This window comes from Mesorhizobium sp. CA7 (assembly GCF_020165015.1).
GTDB lineage: Bacteria > Pseudomonadota > Alphaproteobacteria > Rhizobiales > Rhizobiaceae > Mesorhizobium.
On sequence record NZ_JAIUHH010000002.1, the window covers coordinates 1 to 20,497 of the forward strand.

Consider the following 20,497-nt stretch of genomic DNA (forward strand, 5'->3'; position numbering starts at 1 on the left):
GTAGGCAGTAGGCAGTAGGCAGTAGGCAGTAGGCAGTAGGCAGTAGGCAGTAGGCAGTAGGCAGTAGGCAGTAGGTGCCGTCGTCCCTAAGCCCTACTGCCTATTCCCTACTGGCTACGCGGTGATATCGATCACGCCGCAATCGCCGGGGGCGCTGCCAAACACGACGCGGCGTTCTTCCTTGTCCCACATCATCGACGTGATGGCGCCCGTGCCGGGCCGGCGCAGCAGCACTTCTTTGGCGTCGGCGAAGCGCGCCGCAATCACCATGCCGTCCTCGTAGCCGATGGCCACGACATCCTGGCTCGGATGGCAAGCGACGCAGGTCACCATAGTATTGCCGCGCGTGCCGAGCTCCAGCGGCGCCTTGCCCATCGGCCCGTCTTTGCTGGCGAACGGCCACACGATCGCCGCCGGCGCGCCGGAGCTCGCCAGCCATTTGCCCTTCACGCTCCAGGACAGGCTCTTCACCTTGCCCGGATAACCCGACATGCGCATGTGCTTGCCGTCGGCGAGCTTCCAGCCATGCAGCGCGTTTTCCTGCATGGTGGTGACGAGGAAGGCGCCGTCCGGTGAAAAGGTGATGCCGGTATGGGCGCCGGCCCATTCGAGCTCCACCGGCTTGCCCTCGGCGGCCGGGAAATGCAGCGTCGCGCCATTGTAGCGGGCGACGCCGAAACGCATGCCCTTGGGCGAGAAGGCCAGCCCCTCCACCGAGCGCGGATGGCTAAATTCCTTGATCTTGCCGTCGGCGAAACGCACGAAGGCCGTCTTGCCCGAAGCATAGGCGACCGCGCCCTGCGGCCCGGCGCTGACGCTGGTGATCCATTTTTTGCCGGCGCTGGCCAGCTCGCTCACCTCGCCGCCGGCCTTCACGGCAAACACCTTGCCATCCTCGCCGCCGGTGATCAGCCGGTCGTTGGCCGCGTCATGGAAGGCGGCAAGCAGGCCGTCATTGGCCTGAACCGTCTTGTGCCCATTATCGAGCCGGTGGATTGCGCCGTCGGCGAGCGCGAAATGCGGCACGTCATTCAAGAAGACGGCGGCAACGCAATGGCCTTCGAGATCAAGCGGGGCGACTGTGGGCATGCAAACGGTCCGTTCGAGATTAGCCAGCGCGGCTAGGTGCGGCCTTGCCTTCTCCCCTTGTGGGAGAAGGTGGATCGGCGCGCAGCGCCGAGACGGTTGAGGGGTGGGTGACGGAACGCCGTCATCGCCGAACTGGAGCACTCCTCATCCGACCTCACTTCGCGAAGCCACCTTCTCCCACAAGGGGAGAAGGAAGAACGGGCAGCGCTAGCGTTTGAAAGCCAGGAAATCAAGCCGCCTGGCAGGCTTCAAAACTCTTCCTGAGCCGCTCGGCGTCGAGATCGCGGCCGATGAAGACCAGCCGGCTTTCGTGTTTTTCGCCATCCTTCCAGGCGCGCTGGTGGTCGCCTTCGAGGATCATGTGCACGCCCTGCAGCACATACCGGTCCTCGTCGCCCTTCAGCGCGATGATGCCCTTCAGCCGCAGGATGTTCGGCCCTTCCATCTGGGTCACCTTCTCGATCCAGGGAAAGAATTTCTTGGGGTCCATCTCGCCGCCGCGCAGCGACACCGACTTCACCGTCACGTCATGGATGTCGGAAGCATGGTCGTGATGGTGATGATCGTGACCGTCATGATCATGATGATGGTCATGGTCGTGCGCGTCGAGGAAATGCGGATCGTTCTCCAGGGCCCGCGACAGGTCGAAGGCGCCGCGGTCGAGCACTTCGTCAAGCGCCACGCCGGAACGCTGCGTGCGATGGATTTTTGCCGCCGGGTTGATGGCGCGGATCGTCGCTTCGACCTTTTCAAGCTCATCGGGCGTGACGAGGTCGGTCTTGTTCAGCACCACCACGTCGGCGAACGCGATCTGGTCCTCGGCTTCCTTGGAATCCTTAAGGCGCAGCGGCAGGTGCTTGGCGTCGACCAGCGCCACAACCGCGTCGAGCTTGGTCTTGGTGCGCACGTCGTCGTCCATGAAGAAGGTCTGCGCCACCGGCACCGGGTCGGCGAGGCCCGTGGTCTCGACGACGATGGCGTCGAAGCGGCCGGGTCGCCGCATCAGGCCTTCGACGACGCGGATCAGGTCGCCGCGCACCGTGCAGCAGACACAGCCATTGTTCATCTCGTAGATTTCCTCGTCGGATTCGACGATCAGGTCGTTGTCGATGCCGATCTCGCCGAACTCGTTGACGATGACGGCGTAACGCTTGCCGTGGCTCTCCGACAGGATGCGGTTGAGCAGCGTCGTCTTGCCCGCGCCGAGATAGCCGGTGAGAACGGTTACGGGGATTTGCGTCTGTGCGTCGCTCATGGGTTGCCTCGAAAATCCTGGATTGTCGGCCTGATATAGGATGGGTGTCGAGCTTTTGCACGCGCCAAACCGATGGGCCAGGCCGACCCTCCAAGCGGAGCGGCGCCACACACGGATCGGCGGCGGCCGAGGCAGGCCAGACGGAGGAACTGCTCGGGCGCCCAAGCGCCTTCATCAGCGTTCGCTGTGAATCTCGCCGGTGCAAAAGTCGTTTGTCATCTAACTGAAATAAACATCTGGCATCACCTGCGCGGGCACCGCAATGCTTGCCGGCAAAGCGTTCCGCAAGCCGGACTCTTTAGATCGTCATTTGCCAGCCGTCGGACAGCCTCTATGCTTGTTCGCGCCGGTTCGGCCGAAGAGGGAACGACCATGGCCAAGGCGGACAAGACAGCGACAATGAGCCGGCTGCATTCGGCGGCAAGGCTGGCGCGCACGGCGCTCGCCGCGCGGCTTCTGGCGCACGGCTTCTATGCCGGCCAGGACCAGATCATGCTGGCGCTCGACCGCGAGGACGGCCAGACCCCCGGCAACCTCGCCGGCCGGCTCGGCGTGCGCCCGCCGACCATCACCAAAACCATCAACCGGCTGCAGGCGCAGGGTTTTCTGGAAAAGCGCGCCTCCAACGCCGATGCCCGCCAGGCCCATATCTTCCTCACCGAGTCCGGCCGCGAAACCATCCGCGCCATCGAGAAGTCGGTCAAGAAGACCGAGAAGCAGGCGCTGAGAGGCCTCGACAAGAAGGACCAGAAGGCGCTGTTCAAGCTGCTCGCCCGCATCGAGGCGAATCTGTCGAACGAAGATCTGGTGCTGATCGACGATGACGCGGAGTTGGATGAGGCGTAAGCGCGACGCGCAGCGTCGTCGCTTAACCGCGAGACGTCGGCGATAGACGCGCGATGCGAAGCATCGTCGCGCAGCCCCGCGGACTCCAAGCATCGGCGGCTTAGCGGAAAGGCGACGATGCTGCGCATCGTGCCCGGGCGACGATGCTGCGCATCGCGCCTGAGCGACGACGCTGCGCGTCGCGCTTACGCGTCGCGCACCAGCGCTGCCCAGCGCCCCGGCGTCATGCCGAACGCCTTCTTGAAATGCCGGTTGAAATGGCTCTGGTCGCTGAAGCCGGCGCCGGCGGCGATTTCCGCCAGCGACTCGCCCTCGGCGATCATGCGCCGCGCCTTTTGCAGCCGGCGCATCAGCAGGAAGCGATGCGGGCTGGTCGAATAGGTCGCGCGAAAATGGCGCGACAGCGCGTAGCGGTCGAGACCGGTGACGGCCTCCAGCTCATCGGAGCGCACCGGTCGCTCGGCATTCTCCTCGAGATAGTCGCGGGCAAGCGCGGCGGCGCGCCATGCGGTCTTGCCCTTTGACTTTGCCGGCTGCCCGGCATGGCGTTTGAGGTGTTGCGCCAGCTGCGCAACGAAATCTGCCACGAACAGGTCGCCGAGTGCCTCGTCCAGCGGCGCCAGTGCCGACAACAACGTGTCGCGCAAGCATGGATCGTCAACCACGGCGTCGCGAACGAAAGGCAGCGGCTCGCCACCGAGGCAGTCGAGCAGCAGGGACGGCTCCAGATACAGGATCCTGTAGCGCAGGCCGTCTTCCGTGCCGGCGCCGCCATCGTGCAATTCATCCGGATGCAGCACGATCGCCTGGAGGGGCAGGCTGTGTCGCAGCGCGCCGCGATAATGGAAGCGCTGCACGCCGTTCAATGTCACGCCGATAGCATAGGTGTCGTGCCGGTGCAGCTCGAAGGCGTTGCCATGGAAGCGCGCCTCGATGCGTTCGAGACCCGAGCCGCCCGGAGCCGAAACGATGCGATCGCCGTTGGCCGCATCCGCGCACGAACGTTCAAGACCTTCCTTCGCTTCTTCGCTTAGAGCCTGCGCCATCGCCTGTCCCGCCCGTCACGGGCCGTCTCGGAGTCTCAATCTTGGTGTTCGATACGAAAATTGCAATTGTTCTGAGAGAGGACCTGCCGGTGTGGCAGAAGCTCAACGTCACCGCGTTCCTGACCAGCGGCATCGTTGCGCAGTTCCCCGAAATCATCGGCGAGGCTTACCGTGATCGTGCCGGCAACCTCTACAACCCGATGTCGATCCAGCCGGTCATTGTCCTGTCAGCCGATGCGGCGACGCTGGGCGCGATCCACCGCCGGGCATTGGAACGCGGCGTGACGACATCCGCCTATGTCGAGGAGATGTTCGCGACCGGGCACGACGTCGCCAACCGCGCCGTCTTCGCCGAATTCGCCCCGGACGACGCCAAGGTCGTCGGGATCGCCATGCGCGGCGAGAAAAAGCTCGTCGACAAGATCACCAAGGGCGCCCGCATGCATGGCTGATTTATGCCATCTTGAACCGTCGAGATTGGCAGCAAACTCACCAACTTCGTCATCCACGGGCAGAGCGGGAGCGAAGCGGACGCGGAGACCCGAGGATCCATTCCGTGATTTTGATCGTAGGGTGCTGCGGAGCAGAATTCTGCACCGTCGCAACGCGTCGCAGTCACGGAATGGATTCTATGGTCTGCGCTGCGTCGCTTCGCTCCTTGCTCCGCCATAGAATGACGACCGCGAGGTGATCTCAGGCCATCGCCAAGAAACAATGCGCTCTAAGCCTGTCCGAGGCGCTTGTTGGGCCAGTCGCTTTTGGCTTGCTGGCAAGGGCCGATTGCCTCAGAAGGGTACCGTCTATCTTCCTTCGGCCCGACCTTGAGCACTCCCAGAAACAATGACGACAGCGCAACGCCGCCCGCGGCGATGCTTCTGATGCTGTGCGTCTATGTCTGCTTCACCTTTCTCGACACCTCCAGCAAATATCTGGTGCTGGCCGGCGTCTCGGCGCTGATCGTCGCGTGGGCCCGCTTCACCGTGCATGTCCTGCTGGTCGGCATCTTCCTGCGCGGCTGGCGCGAGCCGGTTCGCTTCCGCGCCAACAACCTGCCGGCGCACCTCTTGCGCGGCGTCCTTTTGTTCGGCTCGACCATGTTCAATATCCTGGCGCTGCGCACGCTGCAGTTGGCCGAGACAACGTCGATCTATTTCTTCGGCCCGATGGTCATCACCGCGCTTGCCGGCCCGCTGCTCGGCGAATGGGCCGGCTGGCGGCGCTGGCTGGCGATTCTCACCGGCTTCGTCGGCGTGCTGATCATCACCAGGCCTGGCGTCGGCGTGTTCGGCATCGGTCATCTCTTCGCGCTTGGCTCGATGCTGTCGAACAGTTTTTATGTGATCATGACGCGGCGCATGTCGTCGACGGAGACCTCGGAGAGCCTGATCCTCTTTTCGGCGCTGGCGCCCGCCGTGCTCCTCCTGCCGCTGCTGCCTTTCTCGCTGTCATTGCCGCAGGATGGCTGGCACTGGGTCATCCTGTTGATGCTCGGCGTCTTCGGCGCCGGCGGCCACTATTTGCTGGTCCGGGCCTATCGTCTGGCGACCACGACCCAGCTCGCGCCCTATCCCTATTCGCAGATGGTGTGGATGATCATTTCCGGCTGGCTGATCTTCCACCAGTTCCCCGACCGCTGGACGCTGCTCGGCGCCGCCATCATCGTTGCCAGCGGGCTCTACATCATCCATCGCGAGCACCGGCTTCGCGTCCGCAACTCCGCCTCGCTCGACACCGAGGCCGAGGCGCTGGCGAAAAAACTTTGATTTGCGCCGAATCCGGTGGCATAAGGCCGTTTTAAAAAATTTAAAGACCCTGGGGAGCGAAGGGCACTGGCACAGAAGATCAAGCTTTCGACGATCGCGGATGCGCTCGGCGTCTCCACGGCAACGGTGTCGCTGGCGCTGCGCGACAGCCCGCTGGTCGCCGGCACGACGCGCGAGCGCATCAAGGAGCACGCCCGCGCCATCGGCTATATCTACAACCGTCGCGCCGCCTCGTTGCGCACCTCGCGCTCCGGCATCGTCGGCGTCGTCGTGCACGACATCATGAACCCGTTCTTCGCCGAGATACTGCGCTCGATCGAAAGCGAGCTCGACCGCAGCCGCCAGACCTTCATCCTGTCAAACCACTACGACCAGCTGGAAAAGCAGCGCACCTTCATCGACACGCTGCTGCAGCTGGGCGCCGACGGCGTCATCATGTCGCCGGCCATCGGCACGCCGGCCGAGGACATCATCATGGCCGAGGAAAACGGCCTGCCGGCAGTGCTGATCGCGCGCACCGTTGCCGGCGCCGATGTGCCGGTGTTCCGCGGCGACGATGCCTATGGCACCGCGCTTGCCACCAATCATCTGATCTCGCTCGGCCACAAGCGCATCGCCATGGTCGGCGGCACCGACCAGACCTCGACCGGCCGCGACCGCTACCAGGGCTATCTCAACGCGATGGAGGCGGCCGGCCTGGAAGTGAAGCCGTCCTGGCGCATTCCCGGGCCGCGCACCAAGCAGGCGGGTTTCGAGGCCTCGGGACAGTTTCTGGCGCTGAAGGACAGGCCCACTGCTGCCTGCTGCTGGAACGATCTGGTCGCGATCGGGTTGATGAACGGCATCGCGCGCGCCGGCCTCGTGCCGGGCGTCGATATCTCGGTCACCGGCTATGACGATCTCGAGGAGGCGGCAATCGCGACACCGGCCCTGACCACGGTCTGGAACGGCCAGCGCGAGGTCGGCCGCCGCGCCGCCAGCGCCCTGCTTGACAAATTGAACGGACAGGCAGTGCGGCCCTCGCAGGAGCTGATCAAGCCGGAACTGCATGTGCGGCAGTCGACCGGCAAGCCAGTGGAGCGTGCATGAAGGCCGAAGGAAAATTGCCGGTCGCCATCCTTGTGCCGGGCGATTTCAACGACCATGCCCTCGGCCGCATCGACGAGGCGTTTAAGTGTGTGCGGATCGAACGCGCCGATCCGTCTTTGGTTACGGACGAGATCCGCGCCACGGTGCGCGGCATCGCCTCCTATGCAGGCATCGACGCGGCGATGATCGATGCGCTGCCCAATCTTGAGATTATCGCCAGCTTCGGCGTCGGCTATGATTCGGTCGACGCCGGTCACGCGGCCAAGCGCGGCGTCATGGTCACCAACACGCCCGATGTCTTGACCGAGGAGGTCGCCGACACCGCCATCGGTCTTCTGATCAACACCGTGCGCGAGCTCTACGCCGCCGAGAAATGGCTGCGCGACGGCGACTGGGTGACCAAGGGCAATTATCGCCTGAGCCGGCTTACCTTGCGTGGCCGCCGCGTCGGTATCTTCGGCATGGGCCGCATCGGCCGATCCGTCGCCCGTCGCCTTGAAGCCTTCGGCCTGCCGATCGCCTATCACAACCGGCGCAAGGTCGAAGGCCTGGCTTACGAATATCATGCCACTTTGAAGGGGCTTGCCGAAGCCGTCGACACGTTGATCTGCATTGCCCCGGGCGGCACCTCCACCGAGAAAGCGGTCAATGCCGAGGTCCTGTCGGCGCTGGGTTCGAACGGCGTCTTTGTCAATATCGGCCGCGGCTCGACGGTGGACGAGGCAGCCCTTGCTGCCGCCCTCAAGAGCGGCACCATCGCAGCCGTCGGGCTCGACGTCTTTGCCGACGAGCCGAACGTGCCGCAGGCCCTGCTCGATGCTCCCAACGCCTCGCTTCTGCCGCATGTCGGCTCGGCGTCGGTCCACACCCGCCGCGCCATGGCCGATCTGTGCGCCGACAACCTCGTGTCGTGGTTTACCGACCGCCGGCCGCTGACGCCGGTGCCGGAGACGCTCAACGTGAAGGCGCGAGCCTGAGGCGTTTCACCGTTTCAGGGAAAACGGCGAATTCACGGAAACGGCGAACCGCGCCTGTCTCTTTGCTTTGGTGTAATTCCGGACGGAAAGCCGTCCTGGAAATTGCTCCAATCCGCACGCGTCGCCACATTTATTAACGCCCACTTAACCCTTCGGAATCATTCTGCATACTTGGTTATGTGCGGAGAGACAGGGTGAAGCTGTTCGTTGGCTTGGCAGCATCGGTAGCGTTGTTCGGGGGCGTTCAGTTCCTGCATGGCGGCAACGGCCAGAGCGGGGCCACCGAACTCATCCCGACAAACGCCTATCGGCTGACCGCCAATGGCGATGAAGCGGCCTGCGCCATCCACCGCGGCGCCGAAATCTCCGAGGGCCTGTCGTTGCTTTCCGTCGCCCCGAACTGCCGCAAGCTGATGCCTGGCATCGAGCACGCGAAATTCTGGCGCGAGCAGGCGGATGGTTCGGTCGCTTTCAGCGAGGACGGGGTCGATCCGATCGTCACCTTCGGCGTTGCCGATGGCGACGGCTACGAATCCTACGCGCCGGCCGCGCCGCTTCTGGCGCTGAGCACGAGCGAATAGCAGCCGCGGAACTGTCCAGGCTTACTCTGCCGCGGCGCGGGCACCTGTTTTCGCGGCCGCATGCAGGCGCACGGCATCGCCGAAGGCCTTGAAGATCTTGGCGGAATTGCTGTCCGACTTCACCCAGTATTCGGGGTGCCATTGCACGCCGACTGCGAAGGCGCGGGCATCCTTGACGGAGACTGCTTCGATCGTGCCGTCGCTGGCCAAAGCCTCGACCTGGAGCCTGGAGCCCAGCAGGTCGATCGCCTGGCGATGCAGCGAATTCACCTTGATCTCGCCGGCGCCGAACACGCCGGCAAGGCAGCTTCCGGGCTTGATCGAGATCGTCTGGTGGATGCCGAAGCGCTCGTCCTGATTGTCGCTCACCGGCGCGCGGTGGTCGAGCGAGCCATCGCGCTCCTGGATTTCGGTGCCCAGCGTGCCGCCGAGCGCGACGTTCAGCTCCTGGATGCCGCGGCAGATGGCAAGCAACGGCACGCCGCGCTCGATCGCCTTGCGGATCAGCGGCAGCGTGGTTGCGTCGCGCGCCGGATCGTAGGGGCCGTTAGCCTCGCTGGGATCGCCGCCATAGAGCGAGGGATGCACGTTGGACTTCGAGCCCGTCACCATGACGCCGTCGACCGACGACAGCAGCTCGTCGAAATCGAGCCGGTCGCCGAAGGACGGCACCAGCAGCGGGAACACGCCGGCGCCGGCGACCGCCGCTTCCAGATACTGCTGGGGTGCCGCGTGCCAGGTGTAGTTGTCGAACTGGCGGACGTCGGACGAGACTGCGACGAGCGGTTGCTGCATTTTGGGTTTGGATTCCTTCGAGGGCTAAGGAGTTAATCTGCCTACAAAATAGGCGATCTGAGGGCAGTTTGCCATGGCAAGTTTCGCTGCCTTGCATGGGCCAGCGGCAGGCTCGTTAGACTATAGTTGCACGCGGCGCCGGAATGTCGGCAACCCTTGCCCGCAACACTGGACTCGACTCTTTGCCTGTGTATGTTTCTTCCCCAACCGATCCGGGCAACGAGGATGCCCTGACGTCGGTCATCTGATCCGCAAGGGAGGAAACTTAATGGATCGTCGTTCTTTCATTCGCAAGGCCGGTGCGTCCGGCGTCGGTGCTGCAGCTGCGGCCGCAGCGCTTGCCACGCCGGCAATAGCCCAGTCCAATCCGAAAGTGACGTGGAGATTGGCATCGTCCTTCCCGAAGTCGCTCGACACGATCTATGGCGGCGCCGAAGTCTTCTCAAAAATGCTGTCGGAGGCGACCGACGGCAATTTCCAGGTCCAGGTCTTCGCCTCCGGTGAGCTCGTGCCCGGCCTGCAGGCTGCGGACGCCACCACGGCCGGCACAGTCGAGGCCTGCCATACGGTCGCATACTATTACTGGGGCAAGGACCCGACCTGGGCGCTCGGTGCCGCAGTGCCCTTCTCGCTCAACGCGCGCGGTATGAATGCCTGGCACTATCATGGCGGCGGCATCGACCTGTTCAACGAGTTCCTCGCCACGCAAGGGCTGTTCGGCCTGCCGGGCGGCAATACCGGCGTTCAGATGGGCGGCTGGTTCCGCAAGCAGATCAACACGGTGGCCGATCTCTCGGGCCTCAAGATGCGCATCGGCGGCTTTGCCGGCAAAGTTGTGCAGAAGCTCGGCGTCGTGCCGCAGCAGATCGCCGGCGGCGACATCTATCCGGCGCTGGAGAAGGGCACCATCGACGCCGCCGAATGGGTCGGCCCCTATGACGACGAGAAGCTCGGCTTCTATAAGGTCGCGCCCTACTACTACTATCCCGGCTGGTGGGAAGGCGGCCCGACCGTGCATCTGATGTTCAACAAGGCCAAATACGAAGAGCTTTCGCCGGCCTACAAGTCGCTGGTGCATACCGCCGCGCAAGCGGCGGACGCCAACATGCTGCAGAAGTACGACTATCTCAATCCGGCGGCGGTGAAGCGGCTGGTGTCGAACGGCGCCAAGCTGGCGCCGTTCAGCCAGGAGATCATGGCCGCCTGCTTCGAGAAGGCCAATGAGGTCTACGCCGAGATGGAATCCAACAACGCGCCGTTCAAGAAAATCTGGGAATCGATCAAGGCTTTCCGCAAGGAGCACTATCTCTGGGCCCAGGTGGCCGAATACAATTACGACACCTTCATGATGGTGCAGCAGCGCAACGGCAAGCTGTAGACCGCCGCCCTCCTTCTCCCCTTGTGGGAGAAGGTGGATCGGCGCGAAGCGCCGAGACGGATGAGGGGTGTTGGAAGGATCGCCGTCCTTGCCAAGCTGGAGCACCCCTCATCCGTCGCCTTCGGCGACACCTTCTCCCACAAGGGGAGAAGGGAAAACCGCGCCTAGCCAGATGACGGGCAGCGCCAGCGCCTGTACATCAGTGAACTGGAACGCTTTCCCAGGAAGTGGGTCAGCCTCGGCCCGGCACCACCAGCACCTTGACCTCGCCCGGCGCCGGCGGATTGGCGATCACGTCCGGTGCCTCTTCGAGGCTGACCTGCTTCGAGATCAGCCGGTCGATCTCGATCGCGCCGGAGGCAATCAGCTGCGCGGCCCTTCCATGCGTGAACGGGTTGAGGAAGGAGCCGAGCACCTTCAGTTCGCGAAACAAGAGATCGAACGGCTCGATTTCCACCTTCATGCCTTGCGGCACGACGCCGACGATCACCACCGTGCCGCCCGCCTTTGCCATGCGCATCGACTGCTCCACCGTGTCGCGGACGCCGGCGCATTCCAGCACCACGTCGACGCCGCCGGGCGCCAGGCCATTCGGCCCGGCGACGGCCGCGATCGGGTCGCCGGCGCTTGGGTCAATCGTCGCGGTCGCGCCGAGTTCCTCGGCGAGCGCACGACGCGAAGCCTGCCGGGTCGACAGAATGATGGTCGCCGCGCCCGCGAGCTTGGCCAGCTGCACGACGAGCAGGCCGATGACGCCGCCGCCCAGCACCACGACCGATGCGCCCGGCCGGATCGCGGCCAGGTCGACGCCGTGCAGGCAGCAGGCGAGCGGCTCGCAGAAAGCGCCATGCGGCGGCTTGAGGTTTGCGGGCAGTCGGAAGGCTTGGCTTTGCGGCATCAGCACGTAATCGGCGAAGCCGCCGTCGCGGTGGATGCCGATGGCGCGCAGATTGCTGCAGAGATTGACGCGGCCGGTATGGCAGTGGGCGCAGCGCCCGCAGGCAATGTTCGGATCGCCGGTGACGCGGTCGCCGACGGCAATGCCCGTCACCGCCGCGCCGACCGCTTCGACGATGCCGGAGAACTCATGGCCGAGCGTCACCGGCGGCGTGCAGGGAAATTCGCCATGGAAGAGGTGGCGGTCGGTGCCGCAGACGCCGCAGGCCTCGATGCGCACCAGAACGTCCTCAGGCCCGGGAACGGGTTTTGCGACCTCGCGCAACCCGATCTTACCTACCGCTTCCAGCCGCACGGCTCTCATGGGTATCCTCAATTGAATTTGGGCGGCTGCGAGAGATCGGGCGCCGGCGCTGCCGGCTTGGCCGGCGCATCGCCGAAGCTCGGCGGCTGCGACAGGTCGGGCGTGCCGGGTGCCGCCGGAGCGCCGCCATTGGACGGCGCAGCTCCATTGTTGTTCGCCGGCGGCGTGCCGAGCGGCGACAGCGAAGGCATGTCGGGCAGCCTGAGGTCGATGGTGCTGGGCTCCACCGCGGCGCCCTTGTAGCGCATGACCATCTGCGGGAACGCGATGGTCAGCCCGATCATGATCACCTGGATCAGGACGAACGGCACGGCGCCCCAATAGATCTGCCCGGTGGTGATCGGCGCGATCTGCTTGCCGGTGATCCTGTCGAGGTAGGGCACGCGGGCCGCGACCGAGCGCAGGTAGAACAGCGCGAAGCCGAAGGGCGGGTGCATGAAGCTGGTCTGCATGTTGACGCCGAGCAGCACGCCGAACCAGATCAGGTCGATGCCGAGCTTGTCCGCCGCCGGCGCCAGCAGCGGCACGATGATGAAGGCGAGCTCGAAGAAATCGAGGAAGAAGGCAAGCACGAAGACCAGGATGTTGACGCCGATCAGGAAGCCGGTCTCGCCGCCGGGCAGCGAGGTCAGCAGGTGCTCGACCCAGATATGGCCGTTGACGCCATAGAAGGTCAGCGAAAAGACGCGCGCGCCGATCAGGATGAACAGCACAAAGGCGGAAAGCCGGGTCGTCGACGCCAGCGCCTGGTTGATGACGTCCATCGTCAGGCGGCCCTTCATTGCCGCCATGATGAGCGCGCCGACGGCGCCCATGGCGCCGCCTTCCGTCGGCGTGGCGATGCCGAGGAAGATGGTGCCCAGAACCAGGAAGATCAGCGCCAGCGGCGGGATCAGCACGATCACCACCTGCTGCGCCAGCTTCGACATCATGTTGATACGGAGCCGCTGATCGAGGATGGCGACGACATAAATGATGATGACGCCGACGGCGAAGCCGAGGATGTCGGCATTGTCGCCGTGGGTCGGCGCAAGGTAGCGATAGGCCGCGTATGAAATCGCGCCCGTCACCACAACTGCCACCAGCAGAGATATCACACCGTGGCCGAGCGTACGCGCCTCGAGCGGCAGCGCCGGCATCGAGTTCGGCCGGACGATCGACATGACCAGGATGTAGAGCATGTAGATGCCGGTGAGCACGAGGCCGGGGATCAACGCGCCGGCATACATGTCGCCGACCGAGCGTCCCAGCTGGTCGGCCAGCACGATCAGCACCAGCGACGGCGGGATGATCTGCGCCAGCGTGCCGGAGGCCGCGATGACGCCCGAGGCCACGCGCCGGTCGTAGCCGTAGCGCAACATGATCGGCAGCGAGATCAGGCCCATGGCGATGACCGAAGCGGCCACCACGCCGGTCGTTGCGGCAAGCAGCGCACCGACGAAGATCACCGCATAGGCAAGCCCGCCGCGGATCGGCCCGAACAGCTGCCCGATCGTGTCGAGCAGATCCTCGGCCATGCCGGAGCGCTCCAGCACGATACCCATGAAGGTGAAGAACGGTATCGCCAAGAGCGTGTCGTTGGACATCACCCTGGTGCCGTAGAAATTGTCGGGAAGCGCATGCAGCAGCGGCCAGGCAAGGTTGATCGACCCGCCGGAATAGGGCGACAGCACGACACCGATGAAGAAGAACATCAGCCCGTTGGCGGCGAGCGAGAAGGCTACGGGGTAGCCGATCAACAGGAAGATGACCAGCGAGGCGAACATGATAGGCGCCATGTTCTGCGCGATGAATTCGATCACGAGCGCACCTCGCCCGCGTGCGCCTTGGCTTCCTCGGCCAGCGCCTTGGCCTCGAGCTCGGCCTGCTCATGGGCCGAGATGAAAGGAGTGGGATCGTCCATGTCGCCACGCATGATGGCGATCTTCTTGATGATTTCGGAAACCCCTTGCAGCGCGAGCAGGAAGAAGCCGACCAGCAGGATGGCCTTGGCCGGCCACACGATCAGGCCGCCGGCATTGGTCGACATCTCGCCGCTGCGGAAGGAAAGCGACACGTAAGGCACGAAATAGATCACCATCAGCACCACGAACGGCATCAGGAAAAAGAGATGGCCGAAGAGGTCGATCCAGTGCTGCACACGGCGCGAGAACATGCCGTAGACGATATCGATGCGGATATGGTCGTTCTGTTTCAGCGTGTAGGCGGCGGCCAGCATGAAGGCGGCGCCGAACAGGTACCACTGCAGCTCCAGCCAGGCGTTGGAGGAGATGTCGAACACCTTGCGGATGACGGCATTGCCAGCGCTCACCAGGATCGCGAGCAGGATCAGCCACGACACCCAGCGGCCGATGAACTCGTTGATGCGGTCGATCGTCCTGGATAGAGCGAGCAGCCCTGCCATGCAGTCCTCCCTGGTACCGGCAGCGCGCCCGATTCCCCCTCCGGTGTCGCGCCGCTTGGCCCAACGATATGCAGTGCGTGGTCCGGCAGGTCAACATGACAAAGCGACGGCAAACAGATCGGCAAGCCGCGCAGAGGCGGAATGCCGCCGCATGACGCAACGTCATGCAACCAAAGTCTGGGAGCTCAGGCGATCTTGGCCTGGTCGCGCCCGGTGCCGATCAGCACCAGCATGGCGACGAGGAAGAGATAGATCCAGGCGTCGCGCCATTCGAGCGGGAAATAGCCGGCCCAGAGCGATTCCGCCATGCCGAAGGCCGCGGCGCCAAGCGCTGCCTTGAGCGGCGACAGATAGCCGCCGACCGCCGTCACGAACAGGATCTTGAGGCCGTAGACCAGCCCGGTGCCGAAGGAGACATTGCCGTAATAGAGACCGGCAAGCACGCCGGCCAGGGCGGCGCAGAAGCCGCTGAACAGCACGGCGCGGCGGAACACCGCGGTGACGTCGATGCCGCACATCGCCGCCGCTTTCGGGTCGTCGGAGACGGCGCGCCAGGCGCGGCCGAAATGCGAATGCGAGAACAGCCAGGCCGCCAGCGCCACCACGGCGATGATACAAGCGCAATCGAGCAGCTGGATGACGGTGAGCGTCACCTTGAAGCCGTCACCCTGGGCAAAGATGACGGGGTTGGCGAGCATCGGCGGCAGCCACAGGTCATGCGTGTCGGCCGCGATGCGGCTCGCTTCCGACAGGAAGATGAGAATGCCGAGCGTCGTCACCACGATCGCGTTGGGCGACCGGTCGGCGAGCCTCTCGAAAACGCTGCGCGACAGGACGTGGCTGATCAGCGCGGCATAAAGCACGGCGGCGGCGATGCCGAGCATTACCGCGGCGGCCAGCGTCAGCCACAGCGCCTGATAGCCGAAGGCGGCGGTCAGGATCATCGTCTGGCCGCAGAAGGCGAACAGCGCGCCGTAAGCCAGGTTGGTGCGATGCAGGATGCCGTTGGTCAGCACATAGCCGAAGGCGAGCAGCGCATAGAGCGCGCCCGAATGCAGCCCGTTCAGCACCTGCTGGAAGAAATAGAGCATGCGATATCCTACAGGTCGTATGACGCGACCCAGCCGGACCGTTGCACTCGGAATCTAACTTGTCAAATGCGTTTTATCGGTTAGATTTCTGTCATGACGGTTTCCTGGACCCCGCACCGCTTCACCGGCGGCATCCTTGCGCTCGACACGGCGAACACCGTCGTGCTGCGCAACGATCCGCAAAAGTCCTTTGACCGTTTTGACGATCCGGCCGAGATCGCCCGCTTCGCCGAGGCGGCGAGCGGCTTTCGCGCGGCCGAGCTCGGCGGCCGAAGGCTGCAGGCGCCGAAGCCGGGCGAGATAAAGCCAGCCGTCGTCTCGATTCGCGAAGCGACCGACCGCCTGTTTCGCCATGCCGTATCGAACGGCGCGATTGCGACCAGCCACTTGCCAGACTTCCTCACGGCCTGCGCCGGCGGGCTGTCCGGCAGCGCGACCGAGATCGGGGTGCCGGGCCAGCCTTTCGGCGATCCGCAAACGCCGATCGCCTTCGAGGCGGCTTTGGCCGTCTCGGCGCTGTCGCTGCTGCGCGACGAAACGGTGGCGAGGCTGAGGATCTGTCCCAATTGCAGCTGGCTGTTCGTCGACCGCAGCCGCAACGCCAGTCGCCTCTGGTGCGACATGGCGGTTTGCGGCAACCGCCAGAAGGCAAACCGCTATTACCGCCGCCGCACAGCGGCGAGGGAGGTCAGCAATGCTTAGGAAATTGTCGCGCTCAATCGTTCTCGGCGCCGCCCTGGTAGCCGCTGTCGCGCTCGGCGCGTGCCGCGACACCGGCAACGACCAGCTCTTTGCCATCTCCGGCAAGCTGTTCGAGTTCAATTACCGGCTGGCCATCGCCACCTATGTCATCACGCTGAAGCCGCTGCGGCCGATGGTCGACGGCCAGATCGCGGTGGTGAGCTTCCAGAACCCGGCCGGCGGCGATCCGCTCGTCGTCAACCAGAAGATCTGGCCGAAGCTGCCCCATATCACGCTCACCAGCCCGCCGCTCTCCTGCGTGGTCAAGGACAAGCCTTACAAAGTCTCGATCCGCATCCAGGATGCCAGCGGCACATTGCTGCAAAGCATCGACACCACCATGACCTCGTCGGAGGACCAGACCATGCTGCCGGATCGCCCGCTGGTGATCGGCCCGAAATACGAGCTCAACCCGGACCTTGCCGGCCATCCTGACGGCAGGCTGCCCGATGCGCAGAAGCCGGATTGCTCGAAAGCGACCTAAAACGCCCAGCGCTCACGAAATTTTTGTTCCTCGGGAAGCGGTTAGCGCGGTCTTGCATGCGCCGTCGGCCACTCGCCAGACCGTTTGTTGCGTGTTATCTGGCTGCTGCGATTTTGTTTGACCTCTCCGCCAAGGGAAGAAAGACTGCGGCGTCCCACTCCGACGTTGGCTGCCTGATTTGAGCCGCCTCCGCAGAGGAAATACCTGATGACGCTGCACGACGTCGCGCTCGACGACAAGTTCGACCTTGGCAAGGAGCGCGTCTTCCTGTCCGGCGCGCAGGCGGTCGTGCGCATGCTTCTGATGCAGCGCGAGCGCGACCGCCGCGCGGGCCTCAACACAGCGGGCTTCGTCTCCGGCTATCGCGGCTCGCCTTTGGGCGGCCTCGACATGCAGCTGTGGCGGGCCAAGAAGCAGCTTGCGGCTGCCGACATCGTCTTCCAGCCGGGCCTCAACGAGGAACTCGCCGCCACCGCCTGCTGGGGTTCTCAGCAGACCGAATTGCTGGGTGAGGGCACGCATGACGGCGTCTTTTCCGTCTGGTACGGCAAGGGGCCGGGCGTCGACCGTTCCGGAGACGTCTTCCGCCACGCCAATCTTGCCGGCTCGTCCAAGCACGGCGGCGTGCTTGCCCTGATGGGCGACGACCACATGGCCGAATCCTCGACGAATGCGCATGCCACCGAATTCCTGTTCGTCGACACCATGGTGCCGATCCTCAACCCGGCAGGCGTCCAGGAGATCATCGACTACGGCCTCTACGGCTTTGCAATGTCGCGCTTCGCCGGCACCTGGGCGGCGATCAAATGCGTCAAGGACAACATCGAATCGACCGCCTCGGTCGACGCCTCGATCGAGCGTCTGGGCATCGTCATTCCCGAATTCGACATGCCGCCGGGCGGCCTCAACATCCGCCACGAGATCGACATGCTCGGCCAGGAAGAGCGGCTGCACGAGTACAAGCGCGCCGCCGCCTCCGCCTTCATCCAGGCCAACGGTCTCAACCGCATCGTCTATTCCGGCGGCCGCAATCCCAAGCTCGGCGTCATCACCATCGGCAAGAGCTATCTCGATGTCCGCCAGGCGCTGGAGGATATCGGCATTGACGAGGCGGCCGCCAACCGCATCGGCATCCGCCTGTTCAAGGTCGGCTGCCCGTGGCCGCTCGATTTCCAGCATATCGCCGAGTTCGCGCGCGGCCTCGACACCATCGTCGTCGTCGAGGAAAAGCGCTCTTTGATCGAGGTTCAGCTGCGCGAGAATCTCTACGGCACCGCCACGCAGCCGGTGATCGTCGGCAAGAAGGACGAGCGCGGCGACTGGCTGTTTCCGGCCAAGGGCGCGCTCGATCCGAACGAGATCGCCATCGCGCTCGGCGAACGGATTCTGCGCACCATCGGCCCGTCGGAAGAAATCGCCGCGCGGCTGGCGAAGCTGCGCCAGTTCCAGGCGATGCTCGCAGACTCTGTCGATATCGGCTCGCGCACGCCTTTCTTCTGCTCCGGCTGCCCGCACAATTCCTCGACCAAGGTTCCGGACGGCTCGATCGCCGCCGCCGGCATCGGCTGCCATTTCATGGCGCTGTGGATGGACAGGAATACGGTCGGCTTCACCGCCATGGGCGGCGAGGGCGCGCAATGGGTCGGACAGGCGCCGTTCTCGAAGCGCGACCACATCTTCCAGAATCTGGGCGACGGCACCTATAACCATTCCGGCGTGCTGGCGATCCGCTTCGCGCTGTCCTCCGGCGCCAACATCACTTACAAGATACTCTACAACGACGCCGTCGCCATGACCGGAGGCCAGCCGCATGAGGGCGGCCTGACCGTCGACATGATCGCCAGACAAGTGCGCGCCGAGGGCGTCGAGCGCATCGCCGTCGTCACCGACGAGCCCGACAAATATGCCGGCAAGGCCGATTTCCCGGCCGGCGTTAGCATCCATCACCGTGACGACCTCGATCTCGTCCAGCGCGAGTTGCGTGGGCTCAAAGGCGTTTCCGTTCTCATCTACGACCAGACCTGCGCCGCCGAGAAACGCCGGCGCCGCAAGCGCGGTACTTTCCCCGACCCGGACAAGCGCGTCTTCATCAACGAACTGGTCTGCGAAGGCTGCGGCGATTGCGGTGTCCAGTCGAACTGCGTCTCGATCCAGCCGGTCGAAACCGAATTCGGCCGCAAGCGGCGGATCGACCAGTCGAGCTGCAACAAGGATTTCTCCTGCCTCAACGGCTTCTGTCCGTCCTTCGTCACCGTGCATGGCGGCAAGATCAGGAAGGCCGAGGGCATTGCCGGCAAGGCCGATCCTCTCGACGGCGTGCCCGCGCCGGCTGAATTCCGCATGGGCACCCAGGGCTGGGCGGCGATCATCGACGGGGTCGGCGGCACCGGCGTTGTCACCGTCGGCGCGGTGCTCGGCATGGCCGCGCATCTTGAAGGGAAGGGCTGCGGCATGATCGACATGGCCGGCCTCGCCCAGAAGGGCGGCTCGGTCTTCACCCATGTCCGCATCGCCCCGACGCCCGAGGACATCCACGCCATCCGCGTTTCGGCCGGCAAGGCCGACCTTGTGCTCGGCTGCGATCTCGTCGTCTCCGGCGCCAAGAAGGTGCTGGGCGCGGTGCGCGAGGGCCACACGATCTTCCTCGCCAACACCGCCGAGATCATGCCCGGCGAATTCACCCGGTCCGCCGACTTCTCGCTGCCGGTCGAGCGGCTGAAGAAGGCGATCCGGGCGGCGGCCGGCGACGACAAGGCGCATTTCTTCGACGCCACCCGCACGGCGACGGCTTTGTTCGGCAACTCGCAGGGCGCCAACATGTTCATGCTCGGCTTCGCCTTCCAGCATGGCGGACTGCCGCTTTCCGCCGAAGCCGTTGAAAAGGCGATAGAATTGAACGGCGAGGCGGTGCCGATGAACATCGCGGCCTTCCGCTGGGGCCGCCGCGCCGCGCATCAGCCCGATTTCGTGCGCGGCCTGGTCAGCCAGACGGACAAGCCGGCTTCCCGACCGGCGGAGACGCTGGACGATGTCATCGCCCGCCGTGTCGCCTTCCTTACCGCCTATCAGAACGCAGCCTATGCCAGGCGTTACGCCGACCGCGTGGCGACGTTGCGCGCCGCCGAAGCCAAGGCTGTGCCCGGCTCGACCGCGGTGACCGAGGCCGTCGCCAGGAACCTCTTCAAGCTGATGTCGATCAAGGACGAGTATGAGGTGGCGCGGCTCTACACCGACGGCACTTTCGCCGCCGACCTCGCCAAGCAGTTCCAGAGCTTCGAGAAGCTCGAGTTCCATCTCGCGCCGCCGATCCTCGGGCGGCGCGGCAATGACGGCACGCCCCGCAAATCCAGCTTTGGCCCGTGGATGATGAAGGGCTTTCGGCTGCTGGCGGCGATGAAGGGCCTGCGCGGAACCGCCTTCGACCTTTTCGGCTACACGGCCGAGCGGCGCACCGAGCGGCAGTCGCTGAGAGCATACGAGGCCGATCTCGACCTGATCGCCGGCGCGCTGGCGCCGGGCAGGGTGGAAGCTGCGACGGCCCTGGCCTCCGTGCCGGCGCTTATCCGCGGCTACGGCCATGTCCGGCAGGCCAGCGCCGACAAGGCGGCGGGCGAGCGCTCGCGTTTGATCGAGCGTTTGAAGCAAGCCCCCGCGGAGCCTTCGCTTCGGGCGGCGGAATGATCGCGCCGGCGCGTTG

At 64.7% G+C, this 20,497-nt stretch carries 18 protein-coding genes; 10 read left to right on the forward strand and 8 right to left on the reverse strand.

The annotated features are described in order from the left end of the window. Positions 1-114: 114 nt before the first annotated feature. Both LB552_RS04755 and LB552_RS04760 read right to left on the reverse strand, forming a co-directional pair. A complete protein-coding gene (locus LB552_RS04755; protein ID WP_224602289.1) occupies positions 115-1,089 on the reverse strand; it encodes a WD40 repeat domain-containing protein in 975 nt (324 codons plus the stop codon). Between the two features lie 229 nt (positions 1,090-1,318). After that, positions 1,319-2,344 (reverse strand): CobW family GTP-binding protein, encoded by a 1,026-nt coding sequence (locus tag LB552_RS04760; protein ID WP_224602292.1) that lies wholly within the window; start codon positions 2,342-2,344, stop codon positions 1,319-1,321. Between the two features lie 372 nt (positions 2,345-2,716). Here LB552_RS04760 and LB552_RS04765 point away from each other — a divergent pair, with 372 nt between their 5' ends. After that, positions 2,717-3,190, forward strand: a complete 474-nt coding sequence (locus LB552_RS04765; protein ID WP_027169177.1) for a MarR family winged helix-turn-helix transcriptional regulator — start codon at positions 2,717-2,719, stop codon at positions 3,188-3,190. 185 nt (positions 3,191-3,375) lie between these two features. Here LB552_RS04765 and LB552_RS04770 read toward each other — a convergent pair whose 3' ends face one another. After that, a complete protein-coding gene (locus LB552_RS04770; RefSeq protein WP_224602294.1) occupies positions 3,376-4,236 on the reverse strand; it encodes a helix-turn-helix domain-containing protein in 861 nt (286 codons plus the stop codon). 44 nt (positions 4,237-4,280) lie between these two features. On the opposite strand from LB552_RS04770, the gene LB552_RS04775 reads away from it, so the two are divergent. The 5 genes from LB552_RS04775 (at position 4,281) to LB552_RS04795 (ending at position 8,646) form a co-directional block, all read left to right on the forward strand. Beyond that, positions 4,281-4,688, forward strand: coding sequence for a DUF2000 family protein (locus LB552_RS04775; protein ID WP_224602295.1), 408 nt, complete (start codon positions 4,281-4,283; stop codon positions 4,686-4,688). A gap of 426 nt (positions 4,689-5,114) precedes the next feature. Beyond that, positions 5,115-5,999 carry a DMT family transporter gene (locus LB552_RS04780; protein ID WP_176477149.1) on the forward strand — a complete coding sequence of 295 codons (885 nt, stop codon included), beginning with the start codon at positions 5,115-5,117 and terminating at the stop codon, positions 5,997-5,999. A gap of 66 nt (positions 6,000-6,065) precedes the next feature. After that, positions 6,066-7,088: a LacI family DNA-binding transcriptional regulator gene (locus LB552_RS04785; RefSeq protein ID WP_095769389.1), complete on the forward strand. Its 1,023-nt coding sequence runs from the start codon at positions 6,066-6,068 to the stop codon at positions 7,086-7,088. Further along, positions 7,085-8,065: a 2-hydroxyacid dehydrogenase gene (locus LB552_RS04790; protein ID WP_224602297.1), complete on the forward strand. Its 981-nt coding sequence runs from the start codon at positions 7,085-7,087 to the stop codon at positions 8,063-8,065. Before LB552_RS04785 ends, LB552_RS04790 begins: the two co-directional genes overlap by 4 nt. Before the next feature lie 194 nt (positions 8,066-8,259). Then, entirely contained in the window at positions 8,260-8,646 is a 387-nt protein-coding gene (locus tag LB552_RS04795; RefSeq protein WP_224602299.1) for a hypothetical protein, read from the forward strand. Positions 8,647-8,667: 21 nt separating this feature from the next. On the opposite strand, the gene LB552_RS04800 is transcribed toward LB552_RS04795, so the two are convergent. Then, a complete protein-coding gene (locus tag LB552_RS04800) occupies positions 8,668-9,441 on the reverse strand; it encodes a gamma-glutamyl-gamma-aminobutyrate hydrolase family protein (protein ID WP_095769386.1) in 774 nt (257 codons plus the stop codon). Between the two features lie 268 nt (positions 9,442-9,709). Between LB552_RS04800 and LB552_RS04805 the strand changes: the two genes are divergently transcribed. Next, positions 9,710-10,819: a TRAP transporter substrate-binding protein gene (locus tag LB552_RS04805; protein WP_095769385.1), complete on the forward strand. Its 1,110-nt coding sequence runs from the start codon at positions 9,710-9,712 to the stop codon at positions 10,817-10,819. Positions 10,820-11,051: 232 nt separating this feature from the next. On the opposite strand, the gene LB552_RS04810 is transcribed toward LB552_RS04805, so the two are convergent. From LB552_RS04810 to LB552_RS04825, 4 genes are all read right to left on the reverse strand, one after another. Next, positions 11,052-12,080, reverse strand: a complete 1,029-nt coding sequence (locus LB552_RS04810) for a zinc-dependent alcohol dehydrogenase family protein (RefSeq protein WP_224602300.1) — start codon at positions 12,078-12,080, stop codon at positions 11,052-11,054. Between the two features lie 8 nt (positions 12,081-12,088). Beyond that, positions 12,089-13,879 (reverse strand): TRAP transporter large permease subunit, encoded by a 1,791-nt coding sequence (locus tag LB552_RS04815; RefSeq protein ID WP_224603377.1) that lies wholly within the window; start codon positions 13,877-13,879, stop codon positions 12,089-12,091. Then, positions 13,879-14,484: a TRAP transporter small permease subunit gene (locus tag LB552_RS04820; RefSeq protein WP_224602302.1), complete on the reverse strand. Its 606-nt coding sequence runs from the start codon at positions 14,482-14,484 to the stop codon at positions 13,879-13,881. The genes LB552_RS04815 and LB552_RS04820 overlap by 1 nt, the downstream gene beginning before the upstream one ends. Before the next feature lie 185 nt (positions 14,485-14,669). After that, a complete protein-coding gene (locus LB552_RS04825; RefSeq protein ID WP_224602304.1) occupies positions 14,670-15,575 on the reverse strand; it encodes a branched-chain amino acid ABC transporter permease in 906 nt (301 codons plus the stop codon). 93 nt (positions 15,576-15,668) lie between these two features. On the opposite strand from LB552_RS04825, the gene LB552_RS04830 reads away from it, so the two are divergent. The 3 genes from LB552_RS04830 to LB552_RS04840 all read left to right on the forward strand — a co-directional run bounded on the left by LB552_RS04830 (position 15,669) and on the right by LB552_RS04840 (position 20,481). Then, positions 15,669-16,277, forward strand: coding sequence for a CGNR zinc finger domain-containing protein (locus LB552_RS04830; RefSeq protein ID WP_224602306.1), 609 nt, complete (start codon positions 15,669-15,671; stop codon positions 16,275-16,277). After that, positions 16,270-16,800 (forward strand): hypothetical protein, encoded by a 531-nt coding sequence (locus LB552_RS04835; RefSeq protein WP_224602316.1) that lies wholly within the window; start codon positions 16,270-16,272, stop codon positions 16,798-16,800. The genes LB552_RS04830 and LB552_RS04835 overlap by 8 nt, the downstream gene beginning before the upstream one ends. Before the next feature lie 207 nt (positions 16,801-17,007). Beyond that, on the forward strand, positions 17,008-20,481 hold the full coding sequence (locus LB552_RS04840) for an indolepyruvate ferredoxin oxidoreductase family protein (RefSeq protein WP_224602319.1): 3,474 nt from the start codon (positions 17,008-17,010) through the stop codon (positions 20,479-20,481). The last annotated feature ends 16 nt before the right edge of the window (positions 20,482-20,497 follow it).

What these genes read in the sequence shown, in the direction of transcription:
- LB552_RS04755 (WP_224602289.1), bottom strand. Translation starts at nt 1,089, where the DNA reads ATGCCCACAGTCGCCCCGCTTGATCTCGAAGGCCATTGCGTTGCCGCC.
- LB552_RS04760 (WP_224602292.1), bottom strand. Translation starts at nt 2,344, where the DNA reads ATGAGCGACGCACAGACGCAAATCCCCGTAACCGTTCTCACCGGCTAT.
- LB552_RS04765 (WP_027169177.1), top strand. Translation starts at nt 2,717, where the DNA reads ATGGCCAAGGCGGACAAGACAGCGACAATGAGCCGGCTGCATTCGGCG.
- LB552_RS04770 (WP_224602294.1), bottom strand. Translation starts at nt 4,236, where the DNA reads ATGGCGCAGGCTCTAAGCGAAGAAGCGAAGGAAGGTCTTGAACGTTCG.
- LB552_RS04780 (WP_176477149.1), top strand. Translation starts at nt 5,115, where the DNA reads ATGCTGTGCGTCTATGTCTGCTTCACCTTTCTCGACACCTCCAGCAAA.
- LB552_RS04790 (WP_224602297.1), top strand. Translation starts at nt 7,085, where the DNA reads ATGAAGGCCGAAGGAAAATTGCCGGTCGCCATCCTTGTGCCGGGCGAT.
- LB552_RS04800 (WP_095769386.1), bottom strand. Translation starts at nt 9,441, where the DNA reads ATGCAGCAACCGCTCGTCGCAGTCTCGTCCGACGTCCGCCAGTTCGAC.
- LB552_RS04805 (WP_095769385.1), top strand. Translation starts at nt 9,710, where the DNA reads ATGGATCGTCGTTCTTTCATTCGCAAGGCCGGTGCGTCCGGCGTCGGT.
- LB552_RS04810 (WP_224602300.1), bottom strand. Translation starts at nt 12,080, where the DNA reads ATGAGAGCCGTGCGGCTGGAAGCGGTAGGTAAGATCGGGTTGCGCGAG.
- LB552_RS04820 (WP_224602302.1), bottom strand. Translation starts at nt 14,484, where the DNA reads ATGGCAGGGCTGCTCGCTCTATCCAGGACGATCGACCGCATCAACGAG.
- LB552_RS04825 (WP_224602304.1), bottom strand. Translation starts at nt 15,575, where the DNA reads ATGCTCTATTTCTTCCAGCAGGTGCTGAACGGGCTGCATTCGGGCGCG.
- LB552_RS04830 (WP_224602306.1), top strand. Translation starts at nt 15,669, where the DNA reads ATGACGGTTTCCTGGACCCCGCACCGCTTCACCGGCGGCATCCTTGCG.
- LB552_RS04835 (WP_224602316.1), top strand. Translation starts at nt 16,270, where the DNA reads ATGCTTAGGAAATTGTCGCGCTCAATCGTTCTCGGCGCCGCCCTGGTA.
- LB552_RS04840 (WP_224602319.1), top strand. Translation starts at nt 17,008, where the DNA reads ATGACGCTGCACGACGTCGCGCTCGACGACAAGTTCGACCTTGGCAAG.